Annotated in this window: 11 protein-coding genes; 5 read left to right on the top strand and 6 right to left on the bottom strand. The window is 53.4% G+C overall.

Annotated elements, in window-relative coordinates:
* Positions 1-73: 73 nt before the first annotated feature.
* The 4 genes from ACOQPM_RS11245 to ACOQPM_RS11230 form a co-directional block, all read right to left on the bottom strand.
* Complete coding sequence (locus tag ACOQPM_RS11245; protein WP_420629354.1) at positions 74-1,018, bottom strand: TerB family tellurite resistance protein; 945 nt, start codon at positions 1,016-1,018, stop codon at positions 74-76.
* Between the two features lie 87 nt (positions 1,019-1,105).
* On the bottom strand, positions 1,106-1,876 hold the full coding sequence (locus tag ACOQPM_RS11240; protein ID WP_420629353.1) for a sugar nucleotide-binding protein: 771 nt from the start codon (positions 1,874-1,876) through the stop codon (positions 1,106-1,108).
* 96 nt (positions 1,877-1,972) lie between these two features.
* Positions 1,973-3,487 (bottom strand): DEAD/DEAH box helicase, encoded by a 1,515-nt coding sequence (locus ACOQPM_RS11235; RefSeq protein WP_420629352.1) that lies wholly within the window; start codon positions 3,485-3,487, stop codon positions 1,973-1,975.
* Between the two features lie 483 nt (positions 3,488-3,970).
* Positions 3,971-4,681, bottom strand: a complete 711-nt coding sequence (locus tag ACOQPM_RS11230; protein ID WP_420629351.1) for a hypothetical protein — start codon at positions 4,679-4,681, stop codon at positions 3,971-3,973.
* 224 nt (positions 4,682-4,905) lie between these two features.
* On the opposite strand from ACOQPM_RS11230, the gene ACOQPM_RS11225 reads away from it, so the two are divergent.
* The 5 genes from ACOQPM_RS11225 (at position 4,906) to ACOQPM_RS11205 (ending at position 11,323) form a co-directional block, all read left to right on the top strand.
* The gene (locus ACOQPM_RS11225) at positions 4,906-6,243 is read left to right on the top strand and encodes a hypothetical protein (protein WP_420629350.1); all 1,338 of its coding nucleotides are present in this window, start codon (positions 4,906-4,908) and stop codon (positions 6,241-6,243) included.
* 42 nt (positions 6,244-6,285) lie between these two features.
* Positions 6,286-7,389, top strand: coding sequence for a hypothetical protein (locus tag ACOQPM_RS11220; RefSeq protein WP_420629349.1), 1,104 nt, complete (start codon positions 6,286-6,288; stop codon positions 7,387-7,389).
* A gap of 267 nt (positions 7,390-7,656) precedes the next feature.
* A complete protein-coding gene (locus ACOQPM_RS11215) occupies positions 7,657-8,289 on the top strand; it encodes a MerR family transcriptional regulator (RefSeq protein WP_420629348.1) in 633 nt (210 codons plus the stop codon).
* 101 nt (positions 8,290-8,390) lie between these two features.
* Complete coding sequence (gene hemG, locus ACOQPM_RS11210; protein ID WP_420629347.1) at positions 8,391-9,839, top strand: protoporphyrinogen oxidase; 1,449 nt, start codon at positions 8,391-8,393, stop codon at positions 9,837-9,839.
* A 158-nt stretch (positions 9,840-9,997) separates the two neighbouring features.
* Positions 9,998-11,323 carry a BCD family MFS transporter gene (locus ACOQPM_RS11205; protein ID WP_420629346.1) on the top strand — a complete coding sequence of 442 codons (1,326 nt, stop codon included), beginning with the start codon at positions 9,998-10,000 and terminating at the stop codon, positions 11,321-11,323.
* Positions 11,324-11,396: 73 nt separating this feature from the next.
* Here the strand turns inward: ACOQPM_RS11205 and ACOQPM_RS11200 are convergent, their stop codons facing one another.
* Complete coding sequence (locus tag ACOQPM_RS11200) at positions 11,397-11,921, bottom strand: hypothetical protein (RefSeq protein WP_420629345.1); 525 nt, start codon at positions 11,919-11,921, stop codon at positions 11,397-11,399.
* A 41-nt stretch (positions 11,922-11,962) separates the two neighbouring features.
* A complete protein-coding gene (locus ACOQPM_RS11195; RefSeq protein ID WP_420629344.1) occupies positions 11,963-12,280 on the bottom strand; it encodes a hypothetical protein in 318 nt (105 codons plus the stop codon).
* Positions 12,281-12,287 lie beyond the last annotated feature (7 nt).

Below are 12,287 nucleotides of genomic sequence, written 5' to 3'. Positions count from 1 at the left end.
CCTATGAAAATTATGAATTATGAAGGATAAATTATGAAAATCTGCGTTAATCTGTGAAATCTGTGGCTAAAATCTACGCTTCGCGTTTTTCGCGGGGGACTTTTAGCTTGGCTTCGATGAACGCCTCGCGCGTCAGGTTGAGGGTGCGGGCGATGGCGCGAATCTCCTCGATTTCATCGTAAGTGGCCATGCCGTCGGCTGCAGCGACGGCAAACAGCACGTCCAAAAAGTGCAGCCACTCTTCGCGGGTGGTGCGAGTAGCAAATTGGCGCACGGTGCGGTGGTGATCCAGCTTTTTGGCTGCTTCAGACACGGCAACTTCGGTAATGAAAACGGCCGTTACCTCATCCACCTCCCAATGCGTTTGCAACGCCTGTACCATTGCGCCAAACTCAGCTTTAGACACATCATGATCCACATGTGCTACCTTTGCCATCAATCCTCCGGCCAGGCTCAGTTTGCGTAACGCCGCCTCTGGCAGTTGCAATTCAGACTGCTCCACATGCAGCCGATGGCTAACAGCGTAAAACACTTTGTTCTTGATGTAATCTTCAAAATGGCGTTCACGATTGGGTGTGTCGGCAACGGCCGTTCGCCGCGCCATCGCCCCACCCACCATCCGGCCTATCTGCATAAACAGGCTCAAGTTCACATCAGCAATCGCTCGTTTCACCTCATCAACCAGCACCTGCTCTTCTGCGGTGATCTCACCGTCAATACCCACCATTTCATCCAGAGCCTGCCGCACCAATTGGCGGTCACGTGGGGTACGCAGCGCATTTTGCAAATCAACAACCAAGCGAGCGCGTTCTGCTTCGCCAATCGGCTGGTCAATGTACATCTCCAGCCGCGACCATTCCTGGCCGCTCATTTGCAGGCCACCTTCCTTTCCGGCGCGGGGTAGCTGAAATAGCAAATCCTTGAGGCTGTTCACCTCTTCGGTGCTCACCTCCCCATCGGCCCAAGCAGCGGCAATTATCACTTTAGCTAACGTAAAAATAAGATTGCGATCAGACATAGTGACTTCCTAGCTGAATAAAATAACAGGACACAAGCAAGATAAATCAGTGTCAATCTGTGTCCAAGTAATTGAGACTGTTCGTAATTATGCGAGGGAGGACAGGCGTTTGTCCAGCGAGGGCATGTCGGCACGGGGATCTCTCATGCGCTGGTCATAGATGAAATCGGCCGTTTTTTCGATGCGCCATTGGTTGCCATGTAATTCGTTCAGGGCGGTGGCGATTTGGTAGAAGTTCCAGCGTGAATTGCTATCCAGCAAGTACAGATCGGGGGTAGCGTGAGCGAGGGTTTGCAGGGCAACGGCCGTATCCACCAAAAAGCTACACGCGGGGAGCCATTTTTCGCTGGCGCGCACCACTTCTTGCTTTGCTAAAAAGTCAACCATGTTGTTGGAACCAGGGGCGTCGCCAATTTGCCAGCCCAGCCGGACAATGATGGCTTCTGGATTGGCGGCACGCACCTGCTGTTCGGCCATTAGCTTGTCATAGCCGTACCCTTCACGGGCATCCGGTACCGATTCCGGGGTGAATGGGCCAACGGCATCGTCCGTAAAGACCATCACCGAGCTGGTAAAAACGAAGCGGATGTTTTGCTCATGGCAAAGCTGCGCCAGTTGGGTGGGCCATTCCACATTGATGCGCCACCCTTCATTTGCCTGCCCGGTGGATTGGGAAGCAATGGCCAAATGAAACAGCACATCTGGCTGGGTGGCTTGCAAAAATTGTTTGGCCGCAGGGAGGTCGTTGGGAGAAACTGCCGTTCGATCCCAACCCACCACCAAATGACCATCTGCCAAAAGGTATTCGTTCAAGGCAGTGCCGACTGCCCCGTTCATCCCTGTGATAAGTGCTTTCATAAAACTTTGTAAAAAAGCGTAGCACAGAGTTACGCAGAGGAGACTCAGAGTTTCACGGAGAAAATCTGCGCGTATCTGCGGAATCTGCGGATAAATTTAGGATTTACGCGAACGGCCGCGTGACCGTCGCCGGCGTTTTTTCCTGGGTTTGTCTGATGATTGGCGACGTACCGGCTCTCTTACTTCCACTGTTGCGGGCGGCGAATGGAGCGTTTGCTGGTACAAATCATCCAGCAGCATGGCCAGTAGCTGCGCCCCTTCTTCATTTTCAGCTAAAGTTTTGACCATCGGCACAAAACGCTGCAGCCGCTCCACACGTAGCTTGTCTCGGTCACGCATTTGGGCTTCTAGCTGCACAATCATGCGCTCGGATACTATTTTGGCTAAGGCGGCTTCATCGGGAGACGGCCGTTCCTCAAATTCAATACTGTACTGCTTGGCAATCTTCTTGAGCAGCACCTGTTCTGAGAAGTCACCCACGAGCGAAACGGCCGTGCCAGCCGCTCCCGCTCGCCCGGTGCGCCCGGCGCGGTGAATGTAAATTTCCGGGTCTTCCGGCAGCTCATATTGGAAGACGTGAGACAGATCGGAAATGTCAATGCCCCGCGCTGCCACGTCGGTGGCTACGCAAAAGCGCAGCTTGCCCTTACGTAAACGATCCATCACCTTCTCGCGCTCTTTTTGCGGCAAATCGCCACTTAGCTCATCGGCGTTGTAGCCAAATCGCTGCAAAACCACCGACACATAATGAACACGTTGCTTGGTGTTGCAAAAAATGATGGCCGAGTCGGGATTTTCCAGCTCGATGAGCCGCACCAACGTTCGGTCTTTTTCCATGGGCGAAACCATGACGGTTTGGTGAGAGGTATCTGCCACATGCACATGATCGCGGCTCAGGCTGAGGAAGTCAGGATTTTCCATAAATTGCCGCGCCAGGCTACGCACCGTGGGCGGAAATGTGGCGGAGAACATGCAAGTGTAAACTTTGTCTGGCAAATATTCCTGTACGCGGCGCATATCGGGGTAAAAACCCATGCTCAACATGCGGTCAGCCTCGTCAAACACAAGCACCTTCAGCTTTTTCAGTGACATCGAGCCGCGCAGCAAATGATCCAGCACGCGCCCTGGCGTCCCTACGATGAGGTGTGTGCCTTCGCGCAAGGCTTTGAGCTGAGCACCGTAACCGACGCCGCCGTAAACGGCCGTTACTCGGAACCCACTATCACCAAACAAGGTCTTCGCCTCGGCAACAACTTGGGTAGCCAACTCGCGGGTAGGCACCAGCACCAACGCCTGCGTTTCGTCTTTGAAGCGATTCACCAACTCCATGATGGGCATGATGAATGCGCCGGTTTTGCCGCTGCCGGTGCGCGCCTGCACCATCATCGGCCGTTGGGCAAAGATGTAGGGCATCGCTTTGGATTGCACGGGAGTGAGCGAGTTCCAGCCCGCGCGGGCGGTGGCTTCGCTTAAACGAGGGGGCAAATCACCAATCTGCACCGATGGCAGACTGTCTTCTGGCTCTTCAATTTCTTCCTCTACAGCTAGATCGGCCGTTTCAGGCTCGGTAATTTCTTCTTCTGGTTGTTCGATTATTTCTGTTTCGTTCATGGAGGTGAGTCTAGCCTAAAACGGCCGTTTCTGCACCTGAAGAAGTGGGCAAGTATGCAAGTAGGCGAGTTTGCAAGCCACGTCAGAGGCTGAAGCCATCCGGCTAGTTGTGAAATCCCTTCGGGGCCACCCGAATGGGCTTGTTCTCTTTTTTTAATTTGCTTCGTGCTTGTACTTATTCCATCGAGCCAGGTAATGTCGCCGAACAACTTCATCTACGTCGAACTCAGGCCCGACACCAGCGAACCATGTATACAGTTCCCAAAAAGGCTTATATAGCTTATCCAATGGCGTTTCTGGAAGAGTGGCATTATTTGTTCGACGGTACTCTTTAATATTCCGAATACATTCACTAAAAACTTCTCGAAGTTGTTCGTATTCTTCGTTATTGAACATCGGTACTTCTTTTTTGCAGTGCCGACAATATCTTAATTTCATTGAAGTATCGCCTTTTTAGAGAACGCCGGAGCGGTTCAATGTATTTTATGCAACCTGCCAAGACATCAACCCCAGCAACGCCAGATACGAAATAGCCGCCAGCAAAGACGGCCGTTTGCTCAAATACCAAATGCGCGGCGGCAAAAAGAGCAAAATGAGCAACACAAAAGCACCAATCATGCCCAGCCAGCCGTTAAAAAGTGGAATGGATTGGAGAACGGCCGTTCCCACCAGCACCGCTCCATTCACCATCAGCAAACCCAGCAGCACCAGCCCCGCATAATTTCGAGACGCATCCTCAATCGTTACCCGCACCGAGGCACTAAGCACCAGCACATAAAATAGCGCAGAACCAATCAACGCCCCCGGCCCGTACACAAAAAAGGAAGCCGATTCCCCTGCCCCTAAAATGCGGTCATCCACCACAAAAATAGAATCCCAGTAGCCAAACTGCCGCAGCAACTCCACCACAAAAGCCAGCGAAAAAAGAATAGCCAGCACGCGCATCGTCAACGTTTGGGTCAGCCACGCTGGCAGGCGAGAAACCCTGCCGGCGTCGGCGGCTGGCTCCAATTTGCGAATGAGGTAAACGGCCGTGCAGTAAACCACAAACGCCCCGCTCAAAATCAGCACATTGATAGTCGCTGGCTCCGCAAACTGTGCTACCAGCGTCGGCAGCAGCAAAATCATGGCCGCCGCACCCGCCGCATCTGCCAAAATAGGTAAAATCGTTAAAAATCGTCGGTTTCGTTTCACAAATTCACGCTCACTTTTGCGCTGATCTTAGCAGAATCCTGGAAAAAGCAATCACGAATTTAACGAATGAACGAATAACGCGAATTCTCAAATAATTATTCGTTTCATTCGTCAATTCGTGCCGTTCGTGGTAAATCTTTTCATTGTTTGAACCGCTTGCCAACCCCAAGCCAATGTACTAATCTTATCTCTGAAATCTGTGGAGCAACCAAAGCAGGAAACCAATGAGTAATAGATTCCCACCTGAAGGAGACCCATTTATCCCAAATGGGTTTGTCAAAACAAAATCGGCCGTTTCAGGCATAGAAGTTTACCGACCATTAACCCCGGAAGAGCTGGAAGATGCCCGCCCGGTGGTGGATTTTCGCTGTCCCAACTGCGACGGAGCCACCGCCTTCAGCACCGACGACGGCGGCCTTACCTGCTCCTTCTGCGGCTACTATGAAGCCCCCGAAGTAGAAATTGTGGGCAAAGGGGCACAAGAGTTTGAGTTCACCGTAGAGACGGTGGAGCGTTCCACAAACGGCTGGGGGCAAGAACGGAAAGAGCTTGTTTGCAACAACTGCGCCGCCCACACCACGCTGTCTACCGACATGCTCAGCCACACCTGTCCGTTTTGCGGCTCTAACGCAGTGGTGCAAACCCGCGCCCCGCAAGACGTGCTGCGCCCGCGCTTTTTGGTGCCATTTGTAACCACCACAGAAAATTGCCGCCAAATTACGGCCGACTGGCTACAAAATAGCTGGCTGCTGCCTAAAGATTTGCAAAATTTGGCGCGCAGCACCGAATACACGCCAATCTACATTCCCTTTTGGACCTTTGACGCCCGCACCAAAGCCGGCTGGCGTGCCGAGGTGTACAACACTGATGCCAGCCGTCGCCGACACTCTGCGCCCAATTGGAAGTGGGAACGGCAGTTACTCCTCAAAATGGGCAACCGCGAAGGCAATCAGTGGGATTGGGAATCCGGGGCGATTAGCCTGTTCACGGACGATCTACTGGTGAGTGGCAGCCGCCAAATTAGTCTAAAGCTGCTCAAGCATATGCGCGGCTATCGCCTAGGCGAACTGGTACCGTACCAACCCACCTTCCTCGCGGGCCTCTCAGCCCAAGCGTACGATATCGATTTGGAAACCGCCTGGGCCTCGGCGCGGCGCACCATGCGTGTCCGAACCAAAAGAGCCTGCCAAGATCAGGCCAGCGCCCGCAACATGCGCAACTTCAGCATGAAAATGGATTTCAGCGACGAGAGCTGGCGCTACATTTTGCTGCCGCTCTACCTGGCGACCTACCGCTACGGCGACAAGGTGTTCCAGGTACTTATCAACGGCCAAACCGGCATCATTGCCGGGCAGCGGCCTGTGGATTGGCGCAAGGTAGCCAGGGTGCTGGGGCTTTGGTTTTTGCCGGGACTACTATTGGCGATTATTGCGGCCGTTTTGCTGGCGAATGAGATTGGGATTGGGGCGGCCGTTTTGCTGGTAGCTGGTTTTGCGCTGCTCACTTGGCTCATTTTTGTCATCGACACGCTGCGGAAAGCTGGCAAGATGACAGATGCCTAGGAATGGTTAACGGTTAATTTTTAATTGCAAGTGGTTAATTAGATGTCTGAAACAAGCCAAATGGCAAATGAAAACTGGATTAAGCAGTGGGGAACTGACTGGGTGCTGGAGGGGTGCGTAAGCTGCAACGGCGTGTTTGTGCTGCCGCCAGATAAGGTCAGCCAACGCTGTCCGCTTTGCGGGCAAGCGACCCTGGCCCAAATGGACCCCACCGATGACCGCCCCATTTACACGCAGCCACCGGAAATGGTAGTGCCGTACCGCGCTAATGAGGATGTTTTGCGACAAAGCGTAAGCCAATTTGCCAAAAGCATCTGGCTGGCTCCGTCCGATTTGCAGGAGCGCAACTTACTCGGTCGCTTGCAACCTGTTTACCTACCTATGTGGCTGGTGGATGCCCACGTGCAGGGCGGCTGGCAAGCCGAAATGGGCTTCAATTACGAAATTGTGAGCCACCGGGAACAGTACAAAAATAATGATTGGCAAACGGAGCGGGTAAAAGAAAATCGCGTACGCTGGGAGCCACGCTTGGGGCGACTCAACCGTGCTTATCACAATCAGGCCACACCTGCTTTGGAACAGCAAGATGAGGTCGAGGCCAAAATCGGCCGTTTTCAAACGAAAGACCAGAAGCCATTCCATCCAGGCGACTTGAAGGGAGCCATTGTGCATCTGCCAAACCGCCCACCGGATGATGCCTGGAATGATGCGGTTTTAGTGTTGCAAACGGCCGTTTCCCAGGATTGCCGCCAAGCCAGTGAAGCCGACCACACACGCGGCTTCAAATGGTCGCCCAGCTTTGCCAACCAGCACTGGACCCAACTGCTGTTGCCACTTTACACCAGCTACTACCTGGACGATGACAATCGCGCCCAGATGGTGCTGCTGCACGGGCAATCCGGCAAGCTGCACGCCATCAAGCGGGCCTCGATGAAGCGGGCGCGGCGTGTGGCAGGCATCATATTGGGCGTCGCGGCCGTTTTCTTGCTGATGACACTGGTATTGCTGGGGCTCGGCTTTACCGTGGCGGAGGATGCGCTGGCATGGGCTGGTCTCGTGGGGGTATTAACAGTTGGTGTGGGCGGAACGGCCGTCCTGCCACTACTCTACGCCTGGTACATCAACAACGTGCAATCTTCATCCTAGGATTTAGATTCCTTTTTTAGAACTCGTGGATTCTTTTGTATTGCGTATAACACATTGCGTGCCTGCTTGGGGCTACACAATACGTTATACGCAATATTTTTCTGTTATTCGCCAAAAAATAGCAAGCCATTTGTCATACCCCCTCCGTGACATTTGTCAATAGTTGCCAAATCCAATTGACGCTCTAAAATCAGATTAGTATAATCCTCACAGTTACATAGATTTGCATAGATTTACACGGTTTTGCAATGATTTTAGGTAGGTTTTATGAACAACTTTCTTCCTGAAACTGAACAATGGCTTTCGCTCTCGCAGGCGGCAGATTTGCTTGGCGTACACAGCACCACGCTGCGGCGCTGGGCGGATGGCGGCCAAATTTCGTTCATGCTTACCCCAGGCGGGCATCGGCGCTTTGCATTGTCCGACCTAAATCAGTTTGCAGCCGGGCGGCGGCAGGTACAGCTCCCCAGCAGTTTAGAGCAGCTTTGGGCTGAAAAAGCATTGACGCAAACGCGCCAAGAAATTTCGGCCCACAAAGGTGAAGGGTGGCTGACCCAGTTTGATGACAAGGTACGCGAGCAACATCGCTTGCTGGGTCGTCGGTTGATGGGCTTAACGTTGCAATACATCTCTGACCCAGAATCGAATGGTGTGCTGCTAAAAGAGGCAAAAGGTATTGGTTTAGAATACGGCCGTCTGGCCATACAAGCCAACCTCCCTCTCACCGAAGCACTGGAAACCACGCTCCGCTTCCGCGACATGCTAGTAGACACCGCCTTCCAGCTGCCCAGCACCGCCACCATCAAACCAGAAGCCAATCTGCGACTCATGCGACGCATAAACGAACTGCTCAATGTGGTGCAGTTAGCCATCGCGCAAATTTACGAGCAGCAATCGTAGAATCTTTCAATCTGTAACTCAAAATTAAATTTGATTTCCACAAAATCCGGCGTGGCAACGGCCGTTCTTACTGTTTGCCTGTTGAAAGTGAGGAAGATGAGATGACAGCTCATGGAATCCAAAGGATTGTCGTCGCGGGCGGCGGCATTTCTGGTTTGGTCACCGCTTACTATTTAGAAAAAGAGGCGCGTCAGCAAGGCATCACCATTCATACCACCGTTTTAGAAAAAGTGAATGTGTTGGGTGGCAAGATTGCCACGCAGCAGCAAGAGGGCTTCGTTTTTGAAGGGGGACCTGAATCGTTTGTGACCCGCAAGCCAGAAGCGTGGGAACTTTGCCATGAGCTGGGGCTTCAAGATCAACTCGTTGGCACCACCAGCTCCGGCAAAAATTATGTCTTGCACAATGGCCGTCCCGCCATCGTACCATCTGGGCCTGGGAGCTTCCTTTCTACCCCGCTGCTTTCTGCCAAAGGCAAGCTGCGGCTGCTCAAAGAGCCATTTGTAAAGCCCCGCACAGAAACCAGCGACGAATCGCTGGGCAGCTTTTTGCGCCGCCGCGTGGGGGATGAGATGGTGGACAACATCGTCAAGCCCGCCATTGGTAGCGTTTATTTGGGCAATGTGGACGAGATGAGCGTGCAGGTGTCGTTCGGCCGCTTTGCGGAGATGGAGCAAACGCACGGCAGCGTAGTCAGGGGGATGTTTGGCCTGATGAAAGAGAAGCGCGCCGACCGCAAAGCGTCTGGCGAGCCCCGCCCGGCCAAAAAGCCCGGCTTTGCCACGCTGAAAACGGGGCTGATGGGGCTGATCGAAACGTTGGCGGATCGAATTGAAGGGGAGATTTTGCTGGATACGGCAGTTACCCATCTGCACCACGACCTAACCCACACCCATCCTTTTACACTTTCGCTCAGTAACGGCCGCGCCCTCCGCGCCGATTTGGTCGTTCTGGCAATTCCCACCTTTGTGATAGCCGATTTGCTGGATGGATTGGTGGAAACGGCCGTTATAAACGACCTCCGCAATATTCCTTACAACCCCGTCACCACTGTCAACCTCGCCTTCAACCGGAATAAAATCAATAATCCCTTCGATGGCTTTGGCGTCGTCGTCCCCGATACCGAATCATCCTCCCTTCTGGCCGTTGAAGGCATGTCTGTCAAGTTCCCTCACCGCGCCCCCAATGACCAATTTGTGCTGCGCGCCTTTGTGGGCGGACAAAAGCATCCAGCGTTGGCCAGCTTATCGGAACATGAGCTAATTGCATTGGTGCGGCAAGAGCTGGAGCAAATTTTTGACATCACAGCCAATCCCACACAAATTCACGTGCAGCGCTGGTTGCCAGCCAACCCGCAACCACCTGTTGGCCATTTGGCGATGATCGCCCAAGTTGAGCAGAAGCTGGCGGAACAGCTACCCCAACTTTATCTCACCGGGGCAGGCTTGCGCGGCCAGGGCATTCCAGATTGCATTCGCCAATCCCGCAACTTGGTTAAGCAGATCATGGCAAATATTGCTGAATACAATCCTTTGCAACGGAATTTTTGATGGTAGGGGCGTACCCCCGTGTGCGCCCGACTTCGGGCAGACACGGGGGTCTGCCCCTACCCGAATATGCTGGTTAATTTAAATTTGAATGGGATGGTAATTATTTTCCTCAGAAACTGAGACGATTTCCGGGGAATTTCTGAAGAGGAGAAGAAGAAATGAAGCATCGTTTTAACTTGATTCGGCTAGCGGCCGTACCGCTGAGCCTAACTTTGATCAGCATTTTGGCAGGCAGCGTCATCAACCGCGTCATGGTGGTGGAGTTGGGTCTACCCGTGACGCTGGCAGGACTTTTCCTGGCCGTGCCGCTGCTAGTTGCGCCCGTGCGGGTTTGGCTGGGGCATCGCTCCGACGCCTACCCCATTCGCGGGCTGCGGCGTGAGCCGTACATCATCATTGGCGCAGGATTGGCTGGTTTGGGAGCGGCCGTTTCCGTGGCCCTTGTGCTGCGAACCGAATCGTTACTCAGTGTGGGTGCAGCAGCGACCTTGCTGTTCCTGATTGTGTACGGCATCGGCAAAAACCTGACGAGCAACACCTTCCAAGCGTTGCTGGCAGACAAATTTGAAGAGGGCGCACCCCGCTCACGCGCCGCCACGCTGTACGAGGTGGTGAACATGATTGGCCTCATCGCCGGGGCTGGCATTGTGGGCGCAACCTTGCAGCCATACACACCAGAGCGGCTCACGGTGGTTGTCGCCGTCATCGGGGGAATGGCGTTGCTGTTTGCCCTGTTTGCTGCGCCGCGTCAAGAACCGCGTGACGTCGCCGATCGGGGCAGCCAGGAAGCTCGCTCGCAAGATTTTAGAACGATTGTGAAGCAAGTTGTAATGGGCAACCCGCAGGTGCGCCGCTTTTTTGTGGTGGTGATGCTAACGCTGCTGGGCACCCAAATTCAGGATGTGCTGCTGGAGCCGTATGCGGCCGTTCGCTTTGGCATGACGGTAGGTGAAAGTTCCCAACTGACCGCATTTTGGGGATTGGGTACGCTCATCGCCATGCTGGCTTCTGGCCTCTATTTGATCAAGCGATTTGGCTACCTGCGTATTTATCGCATTGGTTTGGGCGTTGTCGCCGTCATGTTTTTAGTCATCGTGGCTATTGGTTTTACGGGCAATGCCAACCTGCTGCGGCTGGCCGTTGTATTCCTGGGGTTGGGCACGGGGCTGGCAGCGGCCAGCCTGCTCGTCTCGATGATTGAGTTCACGACGGAAGCGCGCGCCGGCTTGCTGATTGGCGTCTGGGGCGTGGCGCACCAGCTGGGGCGGGCGATGGCTAGTTTGCTGGGTGGTCTGGTTGTGGACAGTTTGCTGTCGGTTTCTGGTGGCAACGAGATGTTGGCTTACGGCACGGCGTTTGTGCTGGAAACGATTTTGGTCATTGTGGCGATTGGGCTAATTGCTAAGGTGGATGTGGCTGAAGCAAAAGCATCTGTGGCGCGGATTGGGGCGTGGGGAACGGCCGTTCCTACACCAACTGATTAAAACTCAGGACTGGCAGTCCTCTGTATTCGTCGTGACAGACTAACCAGTTTACAGGACTGCCAGTCCTACTTTGCTAAAGATTCAACAACGTTTTGGCAGCGGTTTTGGCGACGGATTTACGGCCGTCTCCAGACAATCGCTCCAAATGGGGAACCAGCCAATGGCGCAGTTCAGGGTCATCTTTAGCCCAACTGCCGAGCGTTTTCATTGTTTGGTTGAGCACAATCCAGTCGTTGTGGTTGGCCAAATTGCGCTTAAGCACTGCTTCTGCCTGCTGGCGTTGGCTGGGGGTCATATGCGGAGCCAGCGTTTGGAACAAATCCGCCAGCGTCCACTGCGCCGACGCCTGATCGAGCTCGGCGATTTCCGTCAGGAAGCCATCAATGAGCGGCACCAGCCATTCCGGCTTCTCCCGCGAGATGCGCTTGAGCGCATTGGACGTGCGCAGCCGCACCACCGCATCCTCGCTTTGGTAGCAGGCATACAGCTCCCCCAGCCGCGCCCGATCCGCCAGGACAAGCGCCGCCACCTCCACCGTCCGCCCCAGCGAATTTGGGTGGCCACCGGTTAGCATCTCTTGAAATGATTCTTGGCCCATATACATCAAATCAAATTAAATCTTCAATTAATAGAAATATTCTAATCTCGCCACAAAGTGTCTAAATCATTATCTGATTTTACTTCTATTACATTGAAAAAAGTGCTACCCTTATGAAATTGAAAAACGCTTTCCCATGAGTGCCCACTTTCACAGAAAAATGTAATACTTATCGTAACACCACGCTGATGCTTGGCCGCGTCAGAATCTCGAAGAGCGGGGCCTTTTGAGGTGATTTCCCACTCCAAATCCCCCTCAACTGGATATACTCGTACTTTAGCTGGATGAACGTATTCAAAATCACAATAAGGGCACACAATATGGGGTTCGCCGTATGCACCGTCCGTCTCGATCTTCATTGATTAT

This window comes from Candidatus Leptofilum sp., from assembly GCF_965223525.1.
Taxonomy (GTDB): domain Bacteria; phylum Chloroflexota; class Anaerolineae; order Promineifilales; family Promineifilaceae; genus Leptofilum.
The sequence above is the reverse complement of the archived record's forward strand: the minus strand, read 5'-3'. Positions and strand labels throughout refer to the sequence as shown.

What these genes read in the sequence shown, in the direction of transcription:
- ACOQPM_RS11215 (WP_420629348.1), top strand. Translation starts at nt 7,657, where the DNA reads ATGAACAACTTTCTTCCTGAAACTGAACAATGGCTTTCGCTCTCGCAG.
- ACOQPM_RS11205 (WP_420629346.1), top strand. Translation starts at nt 9,998, where the DNA reads ATGAAGCATCGTTTTAACTTGATTCGGCTAGCGGCCGTACCGCTGAGC.
- ACOQPM_RS11200 (WP_420629345.1), bottom strand. Translation starts at nt 11,921, where the DNA reads ATGGGCCAAGAATCATTTCAAGAGATGCTAACCGGTGGCCACCCAAAT.
- ACOQPM_RS11245 (WP_420629354.1), bottom strand. Translation starts at nt 1,018, where the DNA reads ATGTCTGATCGCAATCTTATTTTTACGTTAGCTAAAGTGATAATTGCC.
- ACOQPM_RS11235 (WP_420629352.1), bottom strand. Translation starts at nt 3,487, where the DNA reads ATGAACGAAACAGAAATAATCGAACAACCAGAAGAAGAAATTACCGAG.
- ACOQPM_RS11220 (WP_420629349.1), top strand. Translation starts at nt 6,286, where the DNA reads ATGTCTGAAACAAGCCAAATGGCAAATGAAAACTGGATTAAGCAGTGG.
- ACOQPM_RS11240 (WP_420629353.1), bottom strand. Translation starts at nt 1,876, where the DNA reads ATGAAAGCACTTATCACAGGGATGAACGGGGCAGTCGGCACTGCCTTG.
- hemG (WP_420629347.1), top strand. Translation starts at nt 8,391, where the DNA reads ATGACAGCTCATGGAATCCAAAGGATTGTCGTCGCGGGCGGCGGCATT.
- ACOQPM_RS11225 (WP_420629350.1), top strand. Translation starts at nt 4,906, where the DNA reads ATGAGTAATAGATTCCCACCTGAAGGAGACCCATTTATCCCAAATGGG.
- ACOQPM_RS11195 (WP_420629344.1), bottom strand. Translation starts at nt 12,280, where the DNA reads ATGAAGATCGAGACGGACGGTGCATACGGCGAACCCCATATTGTGTGC.